18 protein-coding genes and 1 pseudogene are annotated in these 20,156 nt (G+C 44.3%); 4 read left to right on the top strand and 15 right to left on the bottom strand.

The genetic code is table 11. From position 1 onward, the window contains the following. Positions 1-3 precede the first annotated feature (3 nt). Positions 4-396 (top strand): CotY/CotZ family spore coat protein, encoded by a 393-nt coding sequence (locus J9317_RS03525; protein WP_211556506.1) that lies wholly within the window; start codon positions 4-6, stop codon positions 394-396. A gap of 189 nt (positions 397-585) precedes the next feature. Here the strand turns inward: J9317_RS03525 and J9317_RS03520 are convergent, their stop codons facing one another. After that, positions 586-1,695, bottom strand: a complete 1,110-nt coding sequence (locus J9317_RS03520) for a D-alanyl-D-alanine carboxypeptidase family protein (RefSeq protein WP_211556505.1) — start codon at positions 1,693-1,695, stop codon at positions 586-588. A 407-nt stretch (positions 1,696-2,102) separates the two neighbouring features. Here J9317_RS03520 and J9317_RS03515 point away from each other — a divergent pair, with 407 nt between their 5' ends. Continuing rightward, entirely contained in the window at positions 2,103-2,939 is an 837-nt protein-coding gene (locus tag J9317_RS03515; protein ID WP_211556504.1) for an STAS domain-containing protein, read from the top strand. Here the strand turns inward: J9317_RS03515 and J9317_RS03510 are convergent. Together J9317_RS03510 and J9317_RS20985 are read right to left on the bottom strand one after the other, a co-directional pair. Further along, positions 2,936-3,178, bottom strand: coding sequence for a hypothetical protein (locus tag J9317_RS03510; RefSeq protein WP_211556503.1), 243 nt, complete (start codon positions 3,176-3,178; stop codon positions 2,936-2,938). The two genes, J9317_RS03515 and J9317_RS03510, sit on opposite strands and share 4 nt — an antisense overlap. Continuing rightward, a pseudogene (locus tag J9317_RS20985) lies at positions 3,156-3,233 on the bottom strand (hypothetical protein); the annotation flags it as partial. The gene J9317_RS03510 and the pseudogene J9317_RS20985, both read right to left, overlap by 23 nt. Positions 3,234-3,612: 379 nt before the next feature. On the opposite strand from J9317_RS20985, the gene J9317_RS03505 reads away from it, so the two are divergent. Continuing rightward, a complete protein-coding gene (locus J9317_RS03505; protein ID WP_211556502.1) occupies positions 3,613-4,644 on the top strand; it encodes an ion channel in 1,032 nt (343 codons plus the stop codon). Between the two features lie 381 nt (positions 4,645-5,025). On the opposite strand, the gene J9317_RS20875 is transcribed toward J9317_RS03505, so the two are convergent. The 9 genes from J9317_RS20875 to J9317_RS03460 form a co-directional block, all read right to left on the bottom strand. Continuing rightward, positions 5,026-6,720, bottom strand: coding sequence for a methyl-accepting chemotaxis protein (locus tag J9317_RS20875; protein ID WP_211556501.1), 1,695 nt, complete (start codon positions 6,718-6,720; stop codon positions 5,026-5,028). A 691-nt stretch (positions 6,721-7,411) separates the two neighbouring features. Next, positions 7,412-8,842 carry an NADP-dependent isocitrate dehydrogenase gene (locus tag J9317_RS03495; RefSeq protein ID WP_211556500.1) on the bottom strand — a complete coding sequence of 477 codons (1,431 nt, stop codon included), beginning with the start codon at positions 8,840-8,842 and terminating at the stop codon, positions 7,412-7,414. A gap of 7 nt (positions 8,843-8,849) precedes the next feature. Continuing rightward, positions 8,850-9,017, bottom strand: coding sequence for a hypothetical protein (locus tag J9317_RS03490; protein ID WP_211556499.1), 168 nt, complete (start codon positions 9,015-9,017; stop codon positions 8,850-8,852). Positions 9,018-9,034: 17 nt separating this feature from the next. After that, positions 9,035-9,883 carry a DUF6671 family protein gene (locus tag J9317_RS03485; protein ID WP_211556498.1) on the bottom strand — a complete coding sequence of 283 codons (849 nt, stop codon included), beginning with the start codon at positions 9,881-9,883 and terminating at the stop codon, positions 9,035-9,037. Then, positions 9,880-10,347: a carbonic anhydrase gene (locus J9317_RS03480; RefSeq protein ID WP_211556497.1), complete on the bottom strand. Its 468-nt coding sequence runs from the start codon at positions 10,345-10,347 to the stop codon at positions 9,880-9,882. Before J9317_RS03480 ends, J9317_RS03485 begins: the two co-directional genes overlap by 4 nt. A gap of 335 nt (positions 10,348-10,682) precedes the next feature. Next, on the bottom strand, positions 10,683-11,003 hold the full coding sequence (locus J9317_RS03475) for a Na-translocating system protein MpsC family protein (RefSeq protein ID WP_347880496.1): 321 nt from the start codon (positions 11,001-11,003) through the stop codon (positions 10,683-10,685). A 914-nt stretch (positions 11,004-11,917) separates the two neighbouring features. Then, positions 11,918-13,372, bottom strand: a complete 1,455-nt coding sequence (locus J9317_RS03470) for a protein adenylyltransferase SelO (RefSeq protein WP_211556496.1) — start codon at positions 13,370-13,372, stop codon at positions 11,918-11,920. Positions 13,373-13,555: 183 nt separating this feature from the next. Then, positions 13,556-14,806: an MFS transporter gene (locus tag J9317_RS03465; protein WP_431190667.1), complete on the bottom strand. Its 1,251-nt coding sequence runs from the start codon at positions 14,804-14,806 to the stop codon at positions 13,556-13,558. A 374-nt stretch (positions 14,807-15,180) separates the two neighbouring features. Further along, complete coding sequence (locus tag J9317_RS03460) at positions 15,181-16,077, bottom strand: LysR family transcriptional regulator (protein ID WP_211556495.1); 897 nt, start codon at positions 16,075-16,077, stop codon at positions 15,181-15,183. A gap of 111 nt (positions 16,078-16,188) precedes the next feature. Between J9317_RS03460 and J9317_RS03455 the strand changes: the two genes are divergently transcribed. Further along, positions 16,189-16,935 carry an SDR family NAD(P)-dependent oxidoreductase gene (locus J9317_RS03455; RefSeq protein ID WP_211556494.1) on the top strand — a complete coding sequence of 249 codons (747 nt, stop codon included), beginning with the start codon at positions 16,189-16,191 and terminating at the stop codon, positions 16,933-16,935. 406 nt (positions 16,936-17,341) lie between these two features. On the opposite strand, the gene J9317_RS03450 is transcribed toward J9317_RS03455, so the two are convergent. The 3 genes from J9317_RS03450 to J9317_RS03440 form a co-directional block, all read right to left on the bottom strand. Beyond that, a complete protein-coding gene (locus tag J9317_RS03450; RefSeq protein ID WP_211556493.1) occupies positions 17,342-18,412 on the bottom strand; it encodes a LysM peptidoglycan-binding domain-containing protein in 1,071 nt (356 codons plus the stop codon). Between the two features lie 278 nt (positions 18,413-18,690). Continuing rightward, positions 18,691-19,425, bottom strand: a complete 735-nt coding sequence (locus J9317_RS03445) for a hypothetical protein (RefSeq protein WP_211556492.1) — start codon at positions 19,423-19,425, stop codon at positions 18,691-18,693. Then, a complete protein-coding gene (locus J9317_RS03440; RefSeq protein WP_347880495.1) occupies positions 19,422-20,156 on the bottom strand; it encodes a hypothetical protein in 735 nt (244 codons plus the stop codon). Before J9317_RS03440 ends, J9317_RS03445 begins: the two co-directional genes overlap by 4 nt.

Here is a 20,156-nt window from a genome sequence, read left to right as displayed (position 1 = left end):
ATAATGAGAAATAAACATGATATGTTTTTGGAATTCCAGCAAAGACATATGACCCCAAAAAAATTACAAGAGTTAGAAGGCAGCCAAGGTTTGCCCATTTTGCTTTACACAGAATCTGGTGAGCCTTTTGAAGGTATTGTCATAAATGGTGATGATGATTTCTTTTCTTCCCCGTTCTTTATTTTGAAAAGCATAGATGAAATTCAGCACTGTGCCACTTTAACATCCCTGAAACCTTTGAGTATAGATGGATGCAAAGTTGAATTGCCTGATTGTGTTTATTCTCTTAAGACGACCAGCCATTGCATAACAGTTGATTTAAACGATTTTTGCGGAATACAAGTTCTCTCCTCCAAATTAGTCAACAGGCAGCTGCCTTTTATTAATCCAAAATAAAATGAATTGAAAATATAGGCAATATCAGTGCTTATAGAATTTTGCATCACTTACAGCGTTTTATCTAAACTCCCCTTTTAACCACATTTTCACCTATCAAAAGACAAGCGTCTTTTTAATTTTTATACACCGGCCAAATGTGTGCAAAAAAAAGAACAGCCTCTTCAAAAAGACTGTCATCTTTGTTCTCTATTCATTATCAACAGGTTGAACGATCGGTTCCTTCACCGCTGCTGTCGAAATGAGCGGCGAGCTTCCTACCTTTACGTCATTCTTCCAAACCGTTACCTCACCAAATGGCTGTCCAACGGCAATAGAAGTGATCGGCGTTCTTGGAAAAATATTTTTTATCGTAATCGGCAGTCTTGAATCCTTTTTGGTGGAAAAGGAGATGGCATTCTGAACAATTAATGGGACCTTGGTGTTGCGGACATTAATGGTGGCCGCCGTTTGTCCCGCCGCGACTGGCTGGATGGTCTCCATCATGGAGAAGGAGTAGTTCGTCATAGCGGCGATGTCCTTTACCGCATGGGATTTAGTCGATTTCATCACCACTCCGATCAGGGTGGTGTTATTTTTCTTTACGATTTCAACGAGGGAATTGCGGGCTGCATTGGTGTATCCTGTTTTACCCCCGATGACGTATGGCATGGCATGGAAGGTGGCCTTGCTTGTCAATTTCACGGTCCGCTTTGAGGTACGGACGACTGCTGATTTTGTTCCCATCGCTTTAAGAACTTCCGGATATTTCAAGTACGCTTCCCGTGCGAGCAGTGCCATATCCTGAGTAGTCGTATAGTGTTTGCTGCTGTGCAGTCCGTTCGGGGTGACGAAATGGCTATTCTTTGCCCCGATTTCCTTTGCCTTCTTATTCATTAATGCGCTGAATTTCGATTCGCTTCCCGCTATATGCTCGGCAATCATCGCCGCCACATCATTGCAGCTCAGGATCAGCAAGGCATTGAGCGCATCCTCCCGGCTCATTTTTTCGCCGGCCTTTAAGCGGAAATACGAGTTGCTTGCATCCTTACTCACGGCGTTCTTGCTTGCCGTCATCATCGTACCGGGTGATACTTTATCCATTAAGATCATCGCGGTCAGCACCTTCGTCATGCTCGCCGGATACCATCTTTTGTCCTGATTCCTCGTATAAATGAGTTCCCCTGAATTTGCGTCCATGACTACAGCGTACTGGCTATAGATTTTTGGAACAGCAGCTGCTGCTGCCTGACCTGAAGTAACCTGACCTGCGATAAAAAAGAAAAGAAGAAAATAGAAAACTAGCTTTCTGTTAAACATGGAAATCCTCCTGGAAATTAATTGAATGGTATAAACTTAACCATAAAAAAACGCATCTACAATAGCAGAAACGTTTTGGGGGCGTTTCTCTGCATTTGACTGCTTGCTGACTTGCATCCTGTCTCTCCTATACTTAGACAAACTCCCCATATATTTTACATCAGGATTAGGTATTTGTGACCTAAAAAATATATATTTTAATAAAAATAGAAAAATTTAGTATTACACAGGGGAGTTTGATCTATTATCTTGCTTGTTTATGCCATTAAAAAACAGGGTACTTTATATTTTGGGCTATTAGAATTGAATCTTTGGTATAATGTGCTGCAAGGCTAAATGAAAGCTAGAAAATCAAATAGGACTAATATCATAAATACATAAATCACTAGCAGAAAAGGAAGGATTGCATGATTCATTCCATACAGAATTTTGACGAGGCAGCAGAAAAGATTTTAAGTTTTATGAGCACGATCATTCCTATCAACACTCTTTTCATTGCTAAAAATGATCAAAAATCCAATAAAATCGAGAAAGTGATTAACCGCGACTATTGCTTGCTGAATAGCGGGGATACCCTGCCTTTTCAAGATACGTTCTGTAAGTTAAGTGTGGATTATGGGGATCGCGTGCTGATCATTGAGGATTTGAATCAAAATGATTGGACAAAGAATATGGCCGTTACCCGCAATTTAACGGGAGGAAGCTTCATTGGTATTCCTATCAATTTCAGTACAGGGGAAAACTATGGAACGATCTGCGGTCTTGATTCTAAAGAGGTGCAATTTGAGGAAGAACACGTGGAGCTATTTACTACGATGGCCTCCCTCTTGAGCTATGTCCTCGATTTGGATAGAGTCAATCGCGAAGTAGAGGAATTATCCGCTCCGATGGTGCCGCTCACAGATGACATAGCCGTTCTACCTGTTATTGGAGACATCAGTCAAAAGAGGGCAGAAATCATCATTAAATCAACCCTGAAGCAAAGTTCCGACCGCTGCCTTCAATACCTCATACTGGATTTATCAGGAATTTCCCGAATCAACAAAGAGGTCATCCACCACCTGCTTCAACTGGTTAACATGCTGAAGTTAATCGGAGTAACCCCCATCCTGACCGGCATCCTTCCTGAACATGCACAGCAAATGGTTCAGAGCAATTTGGCTTTAGACGGTATTTTAGTGAAAAAATCTCTGGCAGCGGCATTAGCACATATAGGCTTTGCCTTAGTAGAAAACCGCCCTTAAGATACAGATGAAAATATTTCAGAAAGGAAGATGGCATCTGCCTCTTCCTTTTTTCTATTCTCATTACATCTTAAATCAAATTCATCCGGATGCGGACCGCTGCGAAGATTTTCGTTCATGGCGTCCAGCTGATCAATTTGTGCTTCTCTCAGTTCAAAATTAAATAGATCCAGGTTTTGCTGCATTCTTGTTTCATTCATCGATTTTGGAATCGTGGCCGACGCTTGCTTCATTTCCATAAATCGCTGCTGTATCGATGCTGCGGCAGCCCATTTTGATGGCCGATTTTACCACTTCCTCAAGTTCAGCGCCTTCCTATACGCGGAATACGCTTTGATATTGGTAGTAATTGCAGCCTTACCAATGATCATGCCTTTCGCATCTGTACAGGGATGGCCTATTTGGCTGCAATCATTTGGCGTTGTTTTTACTGGATTGTTCTTAGTTTTGTCAGGATTTGCAGTTGGATTAATGGTTTTGCGAAATTAAAAAAGATGGGTCAAGCACCTGTTCCTCCTCATCCTTATTCCGTTCTTAGGTTTTGTGATTTACTATACGAGCATCATTGGGGCTTTGTAATCTTACAGAAAAACCAAATACTTCTAGTCAAGCGGCCGCAAATCGACTACAATAAACCCGTCTCACCAGGTATACATAGATAGGAGAATGGCCCTTGTATTTATTTAGAAAGTTCTATTTGAAAGCGATAAAAATCAAGTTCATCACCCTCATGACTGCCACCCTGTTATTCCTGTTCCTTAACGCCTGGATCATAAAGGGACTTGAGCCTGAAACCTTCGAAAGTTACCTGCATGCAATCTGGTGGCTGATGACCACGATGACAACGGTTGGATATGGAGATGTTTCTCCCGTCACACCTGCAGGCAGGCTGTGGACAATGCTCGTCATTTATCCTTTCGGGATCGGAATTTTTGGAATCGTCATTGGAATGATTGTCGATTCTTTTTCCAAACATAAGCAAATGAAGGAAGAAGGGAAACTCATGTACAAAGGACAGAATCATTATGTCATCATCGGCTGGACCCTTAAATCAAAAGAGGCGGTTAAAGAGCTGCTGTTCGAGGAGCCGGATACAGACCTTGTTTTAATTGATGAGCTTGAAAAATCCCCGGTTACCCATGAACGGTTCCACTTCATCAGCGGAAGTGCAACCGATTCGGCTATTCTGGATCAGGCAGGCATCTCCCGTTCCAAAGCGGTTCTCATCTTTGCACCGGCTCACATCGAAGACATGGATCTCGCTGACGGGAGAACTCTGCTCATTGCCTCAAGCATTGAAGAATATGACACCGGCACGGAGAAGAACATTTACACGATAGCGGAAATCCTTAATAAACAGCACGTTAAAATGTTCAAGCACGCCAATATCGATGAATTCGTTTTATCGCAGCATTCAGCTTCGCATTTGATGGCCAAATCCGCCCGGCACCACGGCACGAGTACCGTCTTTGACAAGTTATTAAACAATGGAAACCGCGACGCAGAACTGCGGGAAATCCGCTCTCTTCCGGAATGGAAAACGTACCGGGATGCCTTTGACCATTTACGCGAAAAGAACGTCCTGCTGCTGTCGGATCAGGAGGATATGAATGTGTTGCAAAAACTTGGTGAACCGCTTGCTCCGGGAACGAAGCTATATGTGGTATGTGATGAGGAGAGCTTGGGGTGGATTGGGGGGAATTGAGAGAGAAGCGGGGTCAGTCCCCTCAAATTTCACCGGGGAATTGAGAGAGAAGCGGGGTCAGTCCCCTCAAATTTCACCGAACTAAAGCTCTGGCACCTCCTTTTTGAATCCTTGGTGCACAAGGGCTGAATGGCTATTGCCTCTGTCCCCCGATACGGTGAAGCAAAACGGGACTGGCACCGTGCCAGTCCCCACAAATTTTACTGAACTAAAGATCCGGCACCTCCGCTTCAAAGCCTTGATACATAAGGGCTGGATGGGCATTGCCTCTGTCCCCCATTACGGTGAAGCAGAGCGGGTCAGGCACCAAGCAGGCAGCTTCTTGATTTGCCAGCGGGAATCAGCGTTGAGTATTCCCGCTGACTATAACGTGCCTGCCTATTATTCAAGATTAAATTTGCCTATTACATTCTGCAGATCTTCTGCCATTTTTGCCAGCATCACTGCCGAAGAAGTGATTTCCTCCATAGCAGCCAGCTGTTCTTCAGAAGAAGCAGCCGCCATTCGGACTCCGGCTGAGGATTCTTCTGCTACCTGAGAAATTTCTTTTGTTGATTGGGATACCTTTTCTGTATTATCAGCTAGCTCATTCACACTGCCGGACATCTCTTCAATTTCTATTGCGACTCCTTTTGTAGAAGAGATGATTTCTTTGAACGAATCACCTGCTGTTTGGACGATGGTAATGCCAGCGGAAACTTCATTTGTTGTTTCTTCCATTCCATTTACAGCCCGATTCGTAGAATCCTGGATGAGATTGATTAGAGTGAAAATCTGTTTGGCCGACGCTGCGGATTGTTCCGCCAGCTTTCGAACCTCATCTGCTACAACAGCAAATCCTTTCCCCTGCTCACCCGCTCTTGCTGCTTCAATTGCTGCGTTTAGAGCCAGCAGATTTGTCTGGTCAGCTATACCTGTAATTACATCGACGATTTTACCGATTTCATACGAGCGATTACCGAGTTCTTTGATGACAGCTGATAGATTCAATACATTAGCCTGAATCGAGTTCATTTGCTCAATTGATGTCGTAATCGCTCCATTTCCAATAATCGCTTTATTGGACGTATTCCTTGCTGAATCGGAAGCTGATTTAGCTTTACTCAAAATCTCCTCTACGCTCTCATACATCTGATTAAAATACCTGCTGCTTTCACTGACCGTAAGAAGCTGTTTTTCCGAGCCTGATGCAAGCTCTTGGGTTAAACCGGTGATCCCTTCTGCTGCATTGCTTCCCTGCTCCGCACTGGCTGTCAGTTCTTCGGCACTTGATGCCACATGCTCAGATGCCTGGCTGACCTCCAAGATGAGTGTCCTTAAATTATCCACCATCTTGTTAATGGATTGAGCTAGAACACCTACTTCATCTTTGGTGCTCTCCTTCACCCGTCCTGCCGCAAGATTTCCACCAGCTACGCTTTGTGCGATTGCGGTCATCTCTTTCAGCGGGTTGATTTTTTTCATAAAAATGAACAAGCTCACGATGATGACAAGCATAAGAATCAGTATGCTAATTCCAGTTACAATTAAATAGACAGTCATTTTTCTGCTTATATCTTCTGATTGCTTATTAGACCAATCGGCCAAATCCTTTTGGAATTTATCAATTGGAATGAGAATTTGTGATTTACCCTGCTCATATTCTTTTCCAAATACAAGCAATCTTGCTTTGTTAAAGTCCTTTTCTTCCACTGCTTTCATTGCAGCATCCTCAAGATTGATCAAGGTGTCCGATTTTTGCTTTGCTTCCTCTACAAGTGAAAGCAATTGCTTTGGCGTATTCAATTCCTTCAGCCTTGAAACCACTTTATCCCGGGTCTTGGTTTCATTAACCTCTTTCCAATAGTTGTCAACGTGTTCCTGTTCACCGAGCACAACATAATTTCTGACCTCATTGGTTAAATAATCGGATGCTCCCTCTAATTCGACCGCCAGGTTCTTAAACTCAAGCTGACGATCAAAAGCTTCCCCCCGATTGATCAAAGATGTGATCAAAAGAGCCAAACTGATGATGGTAATCCCGGATAAGACAACTACGGAAGTCAGGATCACCTTTAGCATTGTCGTTAATTTCACTTTGCAATTCCCCCACTATTAATCTCTACTCACCTTGTATCGGTCAGGATAAGAAGTTTTATAAGGGGGTATGAATATAAATAATCTAGAAGCTTAAATAACTTATTGCTTCCAGCTTTTATGGAGAAAGAGAACCCACCTGATTAGGTCATGGTCTAAAGACTTTCCTTTATTTCATCAGGTCTCCCAGTACGCCGCATAAGGCCCGCATCAGCAAATGCCTCCTGTTTTTCCGGGTTTTCATATGAATTCGGAGATTTTATTTTACCCCCTTCGCATAGCCGCTTGACAGGCTGGATGGAAAGATTGAACGGAGTGGCAGCATACCTTGAACAAAATTGGAGTTGGTTATTCTTGGTCCAATTCCGTCATCAATAAATAATGGACAAAAAGGTTATGGATCATTGCTTATTCTCATCGAATGCCATATTTACCATGGCTGGAGGGTAATATGAATACCTTGTAGGATTTCGTCCTTTTGATAAATTCTTGATCCATACTATGTTAAAAGAGCGGAAATGAAAAAGGATCGCTCCAAAAGGAAACCACCTTATTCCTTTTGGCTATCCTTTTTTCAGTTTCCATTCACTATTCAACCAATGAAGGCCGCAGTGATGATTTTCGCTCACAGTGTCCATCTCGGTTCTACAGTTCTTCCCCCATAAGAAGCTTCCATGTCTTAAACCGGTCTCTATCCATGCACTGCCGAAAAGCCCGGTATTCCGTCAAACAGATATAAATTTTCCGTTTTAATGCAGTCAAATCCATTTTGGATAAGCTGTCCATACAGTTCTGCCGCCTGTTCAGGTGTAATGCCTTCGCCAAGAAAACGGCAGCGCCAATGGTCCGTGCAGTATGTTTCCGGGAAGCCCTCTGGATAAACCTTCACTCCACGGTTAGTAATGACGAACAGACTTAGATTTCCCGACTTGATGGCAGACACCTTACCGCCGAGATCATCTGGATTCCCGCCTTTCCAATGAAGAAAAATATCGATTCCTGCCAGCTCTTTTTTCGCCGGTTTGGTTTCTGATGCCGCGATTTTCCATGAAGTTCCCGTGCTATAAGAGACAGGTTTAAGGCCTGTGGGAATCTGTCCAATCCGTGAGATGACTGCATCCGCGAATTCTTGGGTACCGGCTTTTTGTTTGCTTGTTCCTTCTTTGTATAAGTCATACGTATGAATGCCATCCTCCAGCGTTTTCAGCCAGGCATTATGGACCTTTTCGGCTGCTTCCGGCTGTCCGATATGAACCAGCATCATGATTGCTCCATGCAGCAGACCGGATGGGTTTGCGAGATTTTGGCCGGCACGTCTCGGTGCGGAGCCATGGATTGCCTCAAACATCGCGCACTGTTCTCCTATATTTGCAGAGCCCGCCATCCCGACCGACCCTGCAATTTGGGCGGCAACATCCGATAAAATGTCTCCATATAGATTTGGCATGACGATGACATCGAACATTTCCGGTGTATCCGCAAGTTTTGCTGCTCCGATATCAACAATCCAGTTTTCCTTCTTGATTTCAGGATATTCCTCGCCAATCTCTTGAAAGATTTTGCTGAATAACCCGTCTGTAAGCTTCATAATGTTGTCCTTCACAAAGCATGTTACCTTTTTACGGTTATGATGCCTGGCATATTCAAATGCATAGCGGACAATTTTCTCCGTCCCCGGCCGCGAAATGAGCTTTAGACACTGATATACATCATCCGTTTGCCTGTGCTCAATCCCAGCATATAAATCCTCTTCATTCTCTCGTATGATCACGACATCCATGTCCGGATGAAGTGTATCCACAAACGGGGAAAAGGATAGGCAAGGGCGTACGTTTGCATATAATCCAAGTGCCTTGCGGGTCGTTACGTTTAAGCTTTTGTAGCCCCCGCCCTGCGGAGTGGTAATAGGCGCCTTCAAAAACACTTTTGTCCGGCGGATTGAATCCCATGCCCTGCGGTCCATTCCCGCAGTAACACCCCGCTGGTAAACCTTTTCTCCAATTTCTACTTCCTCAATCTCAAGCTCAGCACCTGCTGCTTTAATCATACGGAGTACCGCAGCCATTATTTCCGGACCAATTCCATCCCCATAAGCCACAGTAATTTGCTTTTTCATTTTCATTCCCCCATTATTCTCCTGTTTCCAAATAACCGCTTCCGTTGCATGTATGGCAAACCATGTATCCATGGTTATGGCATTTGGCGCAGTCCTGTCCGAAGTTCTCCCTTTCCATTTGCCCAGCGTGCAAACATATACAAACTACTTCTCCATGTCCATCGCAATATACACAATTCATCTCCATCTCTCCTATTCTTATGGATTGCAGCTATCACAATACATCGCACCCGCTTTTTTCTTGCCATCACTTCGTTCTGTCATCCTGGTATAGGTGCATCCTTTGCAGCTGAAAATTTCCTCCTTCACCATCGCAGTCGGAAAATGGCACAGTTCACAAGGAAGCCCCCTTACCGTTTTGCTAACTCCCCAGCCAGGACATCCGCATTGGGGACATAGAGACCCCATCCGTTTCACAAGCTTTCTTGCAGCCTCTTGGATGACCTTCTGCCGCATCGGATTATGATGGGCCCTCATATCCGTTTGAATCAAAGCGAGCCCATCTTTTGAGATCGCTGTACATGCGGCAATCGCTTCCTCCAGTTCTCTTTTCCTGCAGATTCCTTTGTAAAAAACAGGCTCAGTTAATTGATTCGGCCTTACAATTAAGGAATGGGAAGGAAAGCTCGCTTGTGTTAAAAAAAACTCGGCTTTTTCTAAGGACGGAACAGCCGCTGAACTGAAATTGGTGGAGGTACTGATGACCTGTTCATGTATTTCGATTCCAAGTATTTCATCCATCCACAAAAAAATTTCACAATCCTCCCCGACAAAAGGAAAGTACCTGCATGGACCAAAACTTCCTTCACTGGCTAGACCGTACGGGAGGCCTAGCTGCTTCATCCCAAGCCTTGCTTTTAAACGGGCTGTTTCTAAGGGAGTTTGTTTTCTTTTTGTCTCTCCAGTAAATGTCCCGAATTCATCTGTGTTGATATTCGGGGGGACACGAAGTGAAACGTGGAGTTCAGCGAACACCGGAGCGGCTATTTCTTCCTTTTTGTGCATCGTGGCAAAGGCTGCTTCTTTTCCGGAATATGGATGATTCATCCTCTCTGCTCCTTTCCGGAAAGCTGCTGCATGGTTCCTTTCATTAAAATATAGCCTGTGACCGTTATGTTTTTAGGCAGGAGTGGATGCTGCTGCAGTAATGTAACCGTATCCCTGACATTTTCCAGGGCGGACCGTTCTTCAAACCATCGCGCAGGATCCAATCCATGTAAATACTTTAATAAATAATCTGAACCGCTCAAACATTCCTCTGAAATCCCATTGTCCCGCATTAACTCCTTCCATTGTTCTGGACCGCTTTTTCCGTCTGTCAAAATGACCTCAATCCGGTCTATTTTCAGCTTATAAACCAGCATTAGTACTCCCCTTATAAACGAACCGTATCCATCCCAAATCTGCTTGCTCGGGCAGCGGATCACATAAGCTCCATCCTCTTGAAGCACAGCATCCATATCTGCAAGGATTAATACACGGGGTTTCCGATTCTCTTTTATCCCATCCATAGCAAAACCTCCTTTTTTGGTATAAACAAAAACTTAAGAGCCTTGAAGAGATCTGCTAAGCCGGCGACATCCTGTTGCAGCGCAGAACTTATCTCCATCAGGCCACTGAAAAACACTTGTAAGGAATCCGGTAAAGTCCGACTTTGTCTTGGCTGGATTATCTGAAGTGACCTCCATGGTCCGGACGCTGGAGCTAGATAAAGATTCCTTATCCAGCAGCGTATCAGCAATAAGGAGCATGTAGATCGCTTCCTTAAAAACAAAAAACCGGTAAAGAGCAGGGCGGATTTCTCCACCCTTTACACTCTTTACCGGTCTGCATTAAACCGCCCTCTTCAGGGCTTTTTAAATGTCTCCCGTTTTTCATTTCCTTCCGTCAGAAACACCATGACCCGCTCCCCTGTGCGCGTACTGATGTCTGTATGAAAGCTCATAATTTCCACTCCTGTCGCGCTGCTGACAATTTGCTTTAATTCATCTGCGCCTGATTCCACTAGTTCTGCCCGGATTTTCTTTACCGACAGCAGACCGCTTTCCGTTTCAGAAAGCTTCTGCTCCGCCGGTGTTAAAACCCCCTCAGCACCACAATGACTGCATGTTCCAAGATGCTTGTTTTCACTTGAAGAGGACCTCTTCCCAAGTATTCCTTCTCCCACTTTGTGATAAGCCTGCTGATGATATCTTCCATTTCTCCCTTGCTCATCCGATCCCCCCTATAGAAAAAGGGCATCCTCTTTTTGTCTGCACAAAAAAGAGGATGCCCGATTTATCATAAGCAACATATATGCCTATTTCGCTTCCCGTCAGACCGGCCCGTACCGATTCTGCCTGGAAGAAGTTATGACCATATATGCTATTTAATAATCTGCCGGTTTCTATTCCTATAATATGATGCTGATACATAAATTGTCAATTGTTTCGAGAGGGCTTTCACTCTATATTTTCCTCTTCTATTCAACATACTTTGACCTGATTCTGTTCCGCTGTTTCACCTGCACCCGAAGCTGCACATTTTCAGAAAGTATGTAGGTGATAAAGAGATTTCTTCCATAGAGTTGAACTGTTCCCGGGTGGATGAGGAAGTCACGTTTGTTCCCCGCCCTGAAAGCCCGCATTTATAAATTGGAGTACTTTTGCCGTGTTATCAAAGCCTTTTTTCTCTATATACGATCCTTTTAATTGCATCACTTTTTTTGTTCTGTAAAGGATCCAACTTGATGATTTATCCATATTTTCGAAGTCGTGCAAAGCTAGTGTGCCAGTCCCCACAAATTTTACCGCACTAAAGCTATGGCACCTCTTTTGTTATGCCTTGATTCACAAGGGCTGACCGGATATGTCCTCTGTCCCCCGATACTGTGAAGCATAACGGGACTGGCACCGTGCCAGTCCCCACAAATTGTACTGTACTAAAGCTCCGGCACCTCCACTGGAAAGCCCCCATGCACAAGGGCTGGCTGGACATTGCCTCTGTCCCCCAATGCGGTGAAGCAGAGCGGGACTGGCACCCAGCAAAAAAAGCTGACCAAAAGGAATCCAACATCCTTCCCGGTCAGCTTTTCTTATTCAATCAGGTCCCGCAATACGTCTCATAAGGCCCGCATTCAGGCCCCGGCGGCTCAGCATATGCCACCTGTTTTTCCGAGTGCTCATATGGATTTGAAAGAGCATGCAAAAGCTTTTCCATCACAGTTAAATCCCCATTAACCGCAGCATCAAGCGCCGCTTCCACATGATGATTCCTTGGAATGATGGCAGGATTGCTGTTCCGCATCAGCTGATGAATAGCTGCTTCCGATTCTTCCTGTCTCGACAATCTTTCCTGCCAGCGTGCTTTCCAATCAGCCAAGTCCTGATTTTTCGAAAGGACTGTTTCACGGTTAAAAGTCAAAGCTACAAAGGTATTCGTATAGTCTGCTTTTTCCTTCTGCATCATAGTGAGCAATTGCTGAATCAGCGTTTCATCCTCTTTTTCTTCATTAAAAATGCCGAGCTTTGACCTCATTCCCTTATACCATTGCTGCTTGTACAGCTCAGGATAGCCAGAAATCGCCTCCTGCGCGATTTTCACCGCTTCCTCCTGCTCTTTATGCAGCAGCGGCAAGAGGCTTTCAGCGAATCTCGCCAGGTTCCAACCGCCAATCCCCGGCTGATTCACGTAGGCATAGCGGCCCTGAACATCAATCGAGCTGAAGACGGTTTCCGGATCATACGTATCCATAAAAGCACATGGGCCGTAATCAATCGTTTCCCCGCTGATTGTCATATTGTCCGTGTTCATGACACCATGGATAAATCCAACAAGCATCCATTTGGAAATCAGTTCGGCCTGCCGCTTCATGACTTCCTGAAGCAGCGACAAATAGCGGTTATCATCATCTTTGATTTCCGGATAATGCCGGTCGATCGCATAGTCAGCAAGCGCCCTCAGTTCTTCCTCGGATGTCCAGTTGGCTGCATATTGAAAGGTGCCGACGCGCAGATGGCTGGCAGCTGTTCTCGTTAAAATGGCGCCAGGCAATTCGGTTTCGCGGTAAATCGGTTCCCCCGTTGCTACTACCGCGAGGCTTCGTGTTGTCGGGATCCCAAGACCATGCATCGCTTCACTGATGATGTATTCGCGCAGCATCGGACCGAGCGCCGCCCGGCCGTCCCCGCGGCGTGAATAAGGTGTCGGGCCTGACCCTTTCAGCTGGATATCCATCCGTTTCCCTGAAGGAGTGATCTGTTCTCCAATCAGCATGGCCCGTCCGTCTCCAAGCATCGTAAAGTTCCCGAATTGATGACCTGCGTACGCTTGAGCCAGAGGGACGGAACCTTCTGGAATCTCGTTTCCGGAAAGGCTGGCGGCATCGATTTGGAGCTGTTTTGCATTTAGACCAAGACTTGCGGCAAGCTGTTTATTAAAAATAACCATTTGTGGATGATTCACAGGATTTGGATCGATTACTGTGTAAAAGGATGATGGCAGACTGGTGTAGCTGCTTTCCAGGCACCATCCTGTTTTTGCTGATTCAGTTCCCATCGTATCTTCCTTTCTTTTATCCTTATGTATTTACTTTGTTCTTTTGTCTTTATTTTAACACTGTATGGTTTAATCAAAAGCATTACTGCACTTTTCCAGCCGATTCAACGGGTCCCCTGCCAAATAAAATTACAAAACTTAAATGAAAAGGCGTACAGCTAAATCACTGCACGCCTCTAATTATTACATCCCCTGTTTAAATTCCTGCTTAACGGACGATTTCCTCATTATCGGCACAAGCACCAGCACGCCAATAACCAGGAGTACAGCGGATATTTCATATACGTACACAATGGATAGATGGGTTTTCAGCCATCCGGAAGCGGACATAGTAATAACCATCGCTCCCATAAACAGCGGATTCAATATCCCGTTTACCCTTCCGATGAAAGACTCTTCCGTATTTTGCAGGATCATTGTATTGATTCCGATATGAATACATGGCATGAACAGCCCGGCAAAGAATTGAGCCGTCAATGTGAGCCATAATTCTGTAGAGAGTCCCATCCCGACCATTCCAATCGCGCTTGCCGTCATCCCGATGGCAAGGAGCATTTGAGGCATCACTTTTTTGGAAATGGCAATGGTAATTCCCCCGCCGAGGATCATCCCGATTCCGAAGGCGGCCATGAGCCATTGCAGCTCTTCTTTAGGAAGTCCGAGTCTTTCCGTTATCAGGAACACACCGAGCGGCTGCGTTAATCCGATCGCAAGACCAGCCGCTGCAAAGCACGCCCCAAGAAGAGTTAGTGCCTTGCTGTTTAATACATAACGGAACCCTTCCTTCATTTCCTCCATTAAAGTGGTCTTCGGTTTTTCCTTTTTCGGTTCAGGATCCGCCGGCAGCATGAGGAGAACCGCAGCTGAAATTAAGAAGGCCACGCCCATTACACCAACGGCCGCCAGAATTCCGTACCGCTGAAATACAAACGTTCCAAGAATCGGACCTAAAATCATAAACAGGGCAAAAACGGTCTGATACATTGACATCCCCATTTGAACAAGCTCTGCCGGAACATGCAGCTTGAATAGCTTCATCCCCGCCGGCTGGGAAAACTGAGAAAGAATTGAGGAAACGAGAGTCGCGAAGAAAATGATTTTCCAGTCTCCAAAGAACAAAGTAAGAAGAACGACAAACACGGAAACGGCGCTTAATAAATCACACCATACCATCGTCCTCTTCGGACGCCACCTATCCGCAAACGTTCCGCCTATGAATGAAAATAAAAAGATCGGAGCAAATTCAGCAACAGAAATCAGTGATACCGCCACTGGACTTTCATTCGTCTTTTCGATTACGTACAGCAGGATCGAATAATTCCTCACCCAAATTCCTATCTGAAGAAAAAACACCGATAGCAAAATCGTCCGAATTACTCGATTTTGAAACAAAGCCCCCATACCTAATTTTTTCGGGCTCGTCATTTCTGACATAAAAAAACCTCCTTTTCCATTCCTGGACAAGAGGTTTTGCTTTGATCACAGTTAGAAGACAGAACATCCCCATAGGGGGCATAAGTGTCTTACAATTCAGCGCTCAAAAGGCAAAACTAATCCAATCCAGAAAAATAGCTCGTATTTGGCATGATTACGACTGTTTTTCTAATAAGGAATTAGCAGATCATCGCCTCTTGGTCACCCTTCCGAAAAACTTCATTGATATTTCCAACATTACCCTATTTCTTTTTGGAAATCAATATGTCATTTTTAATTTCAGACTACATCTGCTTTTTTATCCAGTATCTCATTTCTCTTGATTTTTAACCAGCCTATAACCGCATCTTGGGCTACTGCCACTTAATTTATGTTCATTTTAGCTCCCTATGAATTCTTCTCATGATTTCTTCTACCTTCCGCGAAGGGGCCTTGTCTTTCCTCCTAATCAAAGCAAGGTTAAGCGGCTCTTTATCCTTTCCTTCAATATCAATCGGAATGATTGTATGATCTGGATAAGGGGAACGGCTGCGGAAAGAATAATCTATCCCAAGTGTAACAGCTACTCCGCTTTGTACAGCGCGCTTAATAGCCTCCGTGTTGTTCGTGGTAAAAAGAATATCAATTGGCCCATATGGAGATAAGGTATCGTACGCGAACTTTTTAATATAGTCATCGTTATACAGGACGAGCGTTTCCTTAAAAAGCTGCTCCGGAGAGATCCGATCCAGTTCTGCGAGCGGGGATTGTTTATGAACACCCACCACCATCTTCCCTTCTAAGATCTTCTCAGCAATCAGTTCGTGGTTTTGAACCGCAAACGAATGGGAGGTTAAGATCAGACCGATATCCAGATCATTATTCAGAATCCCTTCGGCAATTTTCACGGGCCCCATTTCATAGATTTCCACTTTGACGTTCGGATAATCGGTTTTATATGCTGAAACCATATCGATTAAAAGGTTAATAGGACCCGGAATCATGCCAATTTTCAAATCACCGGCAAGCGTATCCGAGCAGCGGTTGGCTTCCTCTCTCAGTTCTCCAATCGCTGCCAGAACTTTTTCTGTTTTCTCCATTATTAGTATTCCTTCGGCCGTTAAAGCTGTGCCTTGGCGATTGCGGATAAAAAGCTGGACTCCCAGTTCTTTTTCCAGCTTGCTGATCGACTGGCTGATGGCTGATAGGCTTACATGCAAATGATCGGCCGCCTTCGTAAGAGACCCTGCTTTCGCCGCTTCTGCAACATGCTCCAATTGCTCAATATTCAACGTCCGTCCCTCCTTAAGCTGCACTTAACTAAATGTTACTTTTATTAAATTATAATGAATGATAAGGAATGATAAAATCAAATTATGCTAAAAACAGGGAGGAAATAGAAAATGACGAAAAGAGTAGCTGTTATTACAGGCGGAGCCAGCGGGATTGGAAGAGAGACATGCCTTAAATTTGCCAAAAAAGGAGATCGTGTTGTCGTTGCTGATTTTAATGAAGCAGCCGGAAATGAGACAGCCGAGATGATCCGTTCAAATAACGGGGAAGCCATCTTCATCAAAACGGACGTTTCCAAGTATGAGGATGTTACCCGCTTAATCGAGAAAACCGTTGAAGAATACGGAAGAATTGATATTATGTTTAATAATGCCGGAATTGGCTCATCCACACCTGTTCTGGATATGAATATGGATGCCTATCATAAAATTATTGATATTAATCAGCACGGTGTAGCATATGGAATCATCGCAGCCGGCAAAAAGATGAAAGAACTGAATATTAAAGGGGTTATAATTAACACAACCTCCGTATACGGAATTCTCGCATCCCCGAGCACATTCGCATACCATGCGACAAAAGGAGCCGTAAACATGATGACAAAATCAGCGGCCCTTGAATTAGCTCCTTACGGAATCCGTGTAGTGGGAATTGCGCCTGGAGTGGTTGATACCCCGATTATCCAAACCTATAAAGACCATGGCATCATTGATTCTATGAAAGCCAAGGTCATGGGCAACAAACTTACTCAGCCTGAACAACTGGCAAATGCGGTCTACCTTCTTTCATTAGAAGAAGCCGACGCAATCAACGGCAGTGTTGTAATGGCTGATGAAGGATACGCATCCTTTAAATAGTATTATTGCCCGGAGAGATTTCTTTCTCCGGGCATTTTTGTATGTTGAAATTAGCTGATTTATCCGTTGAACCGCCTATTCTGTCTGCTGCCCCACCGAATCTGTCCGTTCCATTTGTTCTGTCCGTCCACAACCATATACTGGCCGTTCACCGCAGGATTTTGTCCGTTACGTTAAACGTGTCCGCTCCCCCGACCGTCTGACTTAGCTGCTGACTTCCTCAGATAAAGCAGGTCTTTTCCACTGATTGCTTTGATCTGAGAGCCGTAACGGTACAGATTGGTTGGGAGTTTCAGCTGATTTCGTACGTTGATTAGGGTTCGAAGGGTTCCTTCACCGGAATTTTCATACTACTGATATTTTGAACCACAAAAAAGGAGCAGTCCACCTGCTCCTAGCACTTCATTTAATTTCTTTCCCAATAAATCAAAAACGGATAGGGGTTAACGGCTTGGAAGCTTTGATTGTAGACGCCGATATGCAAATGCGGAGCAAATTTCCCTTTTGTTCCGGTTTTTCCATATCCGCTGTCTCCGACTGTACCAAGGAACTGTCCCTTTTTCACAGATAGGCCTTGCTTCATGCCGGCCGCATATTGATCCAAGTGGGCGTAATAGATTCGGTAGCCTTCTTTTGTTCTGATGGTCAATCTCCATCCTCCCAATTCATTCCAGCCGTATCTTTCAATGACTCCATCGGTTACGGAATAGATAGGCGTTCCCTTTTTCGCCATAATGTCGATTCCCTCATGGGTCCTTGAACCTCCATAAGTTCTGGAATTGCCCCATGAATTAGGATAGGTCTGGAAGCTTCCAGGCTTTAAAGGAAAGACTCCTTCAGCCAGTACAGGCAATACACCCTCTGTCATTTTTAATTTTTGCCCTACAAGCAATTTGTCACTCTTTAAACTATTTAATCTTTTGATCTCCTGGACCGATGTATTAAATAGTTTGGCAATGGCAGAGAGGGTATTTCCCGGTTTTACGATATAGTAGGTTGTTGCTTTGGCCGGCGCAGCTGCTTTAGCTGGTGTCTTAGCTGGTGCTGGTGTCTTAACTGTGCTGGTTGTTTTTACAGGCGCTGCTTTAGGGATAACCAAGGTTTGTCCTGTTTTAATGACCGCAGACTTTAACCGGTTGGCCTCTTTGATCTTGTCGATTGCTACGCCATATTTTTTTGAAATGCTGGATAGTGTTTCTCCTGAACGGACGATGTGTTTTTTTGAACTGGAGGCAGTGGCTTGAGCGGCGGCGGGATTTTTTACATACAGTGTTTTTCCAGCATAGATGATGTCGGTTTTGAGGTGATTCCACTGTTTCAGCTGGCTGACGGTTACCTTGTAAACATTTGCGATTTTTGACAGGCTGTCTCCCGATTTTACCCGGTACGTTTGGGATGATGCAGCCTCTGCATCCGAAGCTGCAGCGAAACTAATTGCTCCTGCCAAAGCCACTCCCAAGAATAGGCTTTTTTTCATGATGAAAGTTGTCCCCCTCGATATGATTCCTTACTTTATAACCGCTACCATAGTACCACAACGAGAGACAATCGGTAACGATTGAAAAATACCTATTTAATAATAGGTATTTAGACTCTTAAAATTCAATTTAGGAATCTTAATAGGTTCAACTAATCAAAAATCATCCTTTTTTTCAATTATTGGGAGAGTTAAAGGGCAATATTTCTACTGGACTCTTTACTCTTTACTATTTTTCTAATAATGACTTTTGAGTATTTTTTCACCATACGAGCCGGCTACGGACGCTCCATGTCACTTTCATTAATCGGCCTCAGCTCTTCAATTGCTTCATAACTGCTTGAGTAGCTGGGGCCCTCAAACATGATATTCGATTCTTTACCCGCTTTATCATAGGGGATCCAGCCAATAAACATGGATTGTTCAGGGAACATATCCATGGTAAGCACATCAGGGTTTTGTGCTGATTCTGCTTGTGATAAAACATTAATTGATGCTGTCCATTGTTCAGGAAGCTGAACCGCTCCATAAGATTTCTCCTGAAGGAAAATTTTCTTTTTCATTTGGACTTTTGGCTGGTAATCCTCGATTCCTCCTGAAATATGGTATTCTCTTTCTCCAATCAGGTAAAAGTTTATCGAACTTAACGGGTGATCAGGCTGTAGATTCCAAATCAGATAATACGATGATGGGTCCGTTGGATCGATTTTCCACATCGACGGCTTTCCATTTGTATCAACACTCACGACATTCCATTTGTGATTTCTCCACACCCAATAACTCAGGCCGTAATTCTTTACCTTCGAAATAAATGGGAGGACCATATGGCGGTCGTCAATTCTAATGGCTTCTTGAATGGTCCGCGAGTAAGCCTTCGGGAATGTACGGTTAATCTCAGCGACCGCTTGCTCATTCGCCGGAAACTCAGAGGGCTTTGAAAAATAAAACCAATAGGCGAATAGGGCTGCCGCTAAAACAACTGCTGCCAGAGGAACCATCTTTTTCTTCGTCATTTGACCTCCTCCTCTAGCAATGAAGCTCCAGAGCGGAAATAAAACTGCTCTTTAGGGGTGGAGAGCAGGATTCCTTTTCCGTCGGCTTCAATAAAAATGAGCGGATTCAACCCGCTTCCCCATTTCGAGATGGTCCCGGTAAGGAGGTTGGGAAACCGTTCATCTCGTTCTTTCGCTTCTTTATCCTTAACCATCTCGTAGTACCACACATCACTATGGATCGGACGCTGCTTCAGCAAAGGCAGCTGTTTCTTCAGACTTTCAATATGTATGTTGGATTCCTTGGCAGTGGGATGAATGGCGATAATCGATGCATCCTCCACATTTGCCAGATAGGTAGATGGCTCATTTGCAGGATAAAGCACGTGGTGGACCGGAATAGCCAGCAAAGCAAATAGAAGAAAAATAAAATTCGCCAGATATCCTAACCAGGCAAACGCCCGATACGTCTGCCACTTTTCTTTATTTTTGTTTAACAGATAATAGAGAATCCCTACTCCAAGAGGCAAAATGGACAGCTTAACTGCTGTACCGAACATATTTACATCAAAGGATAAAGAAAAGAACCCGACCAATACGACAGCAGCAATCTTCCAAACTTTCGGTTTGGCTGTTTGTTTCTTATAAATCCAATAGGCAAAAAAGATAATGACTCCCCACGCCCCCAAGCCGGCCATTGCAGTTGCTACATTAAACGGGGGAAAATTAATCGTAAAGTTTATAGGAAACAC

It is taken from the genome of Metabacillus flavus, assembly GCF_018283675.1.
GTDB lineage: Bacteria > Bacillota > Bacilli > Bacillales > Bacillaceae > Metabacillus_B > Metabacillus_B flavus.
Note: the sequence above shows the minus strand (reverse complement) of the source record. Positions and strands in the feature narration are given on the sequence as shown.

Coding starts and splice junctions, on each gene's coding strand:
- J9317_RS03465 (WP_431190667.1), bottom strand. CDS start 14,806: ATGTCAGAAATGACGAGCCCGAAAAAATTAGGTATGGGGGCTTTGTTT.
- J9317_RS03490 (WP_211556499.1), bottom strand. CDS start 9,017: ATGAATTGTGTATATTGCGATGGACATGGAGAAGTAGTTTGTATATGT.
- J9317_RS03485 (WP_211556498.1), bottom strand. CDS start 9,883: ATGAATCATCCATATTCCGGAAAAGAAGCAGCCTTTGCCACGATGCAC.
- J9317_RS03480 (WP_211556497.1), bottom strand. CDS start 10,347: ATGGATGGGATAAAAGAGAATCGGAAACCCCGTGTATTAATCCTTGCA.
- J9317_RS03525 (WP_211556506.1), top strand. CDS start 4: ATGAGAAATAAACATGATATGTTTTTGGAATTCCAGCAAAGACATATG.
- J9317_RS03520 (WP_211556505.1), bottom strand. CDS start 1,695: ATGTTTAACAGAAAGCTAGTTTTCTATTTTCTTCTTTTCTTTTTTATC.
- J9317_RS03450 (WP_211556493.1), bottom strand. CDS start 18,412: ATGAAAAAAAGCCTATTCTTGGGAGTGGCTTTGGCAGGAGCAATTAGT.
- J9317_RS03495 (WP_211556500.1), bottom strand. CDS start 8,842: ATGAAAATGAAAAAGCAAATTACTGTGGCTTATGGGGATGGAATTGGT.
- J9317_RS03470 (WP_211556496.1), bottom strand. CDS start 13,372: ATGGGAACTGAATCAGCAAAAACAGGATGGTGCCTGGAAAGCAGCTAC.
- J9317_RS03445 (WP_211556492.1), bottom strand. CDS start 19,425: ATGACGAAGAAAAAGATGGTTCCTCTGGCAGCAGTTGTTTTAGCGGCA.
- J9317_RS03515 (WP_211556504.1), top strand. CDS start 2,103: ATGATTCATTCCATACAGAATTTTGACGAGGCAGCAGAAAAGATTTTA.
- J9317_RS03455 (WP_211556494.1), top strand. CDS start 16,189: ATGACGAAAAGAGTAGCTGTTATTACAGGCGGAGCCAGCGGGATTGGA.
- J9317_RS03510 (WP_211556503.1), bottom strand. CDS start 3,178: ATGGAAATGAAGCAAGCGTCGGCCACGATTCCAAAATCGATGAATGAA.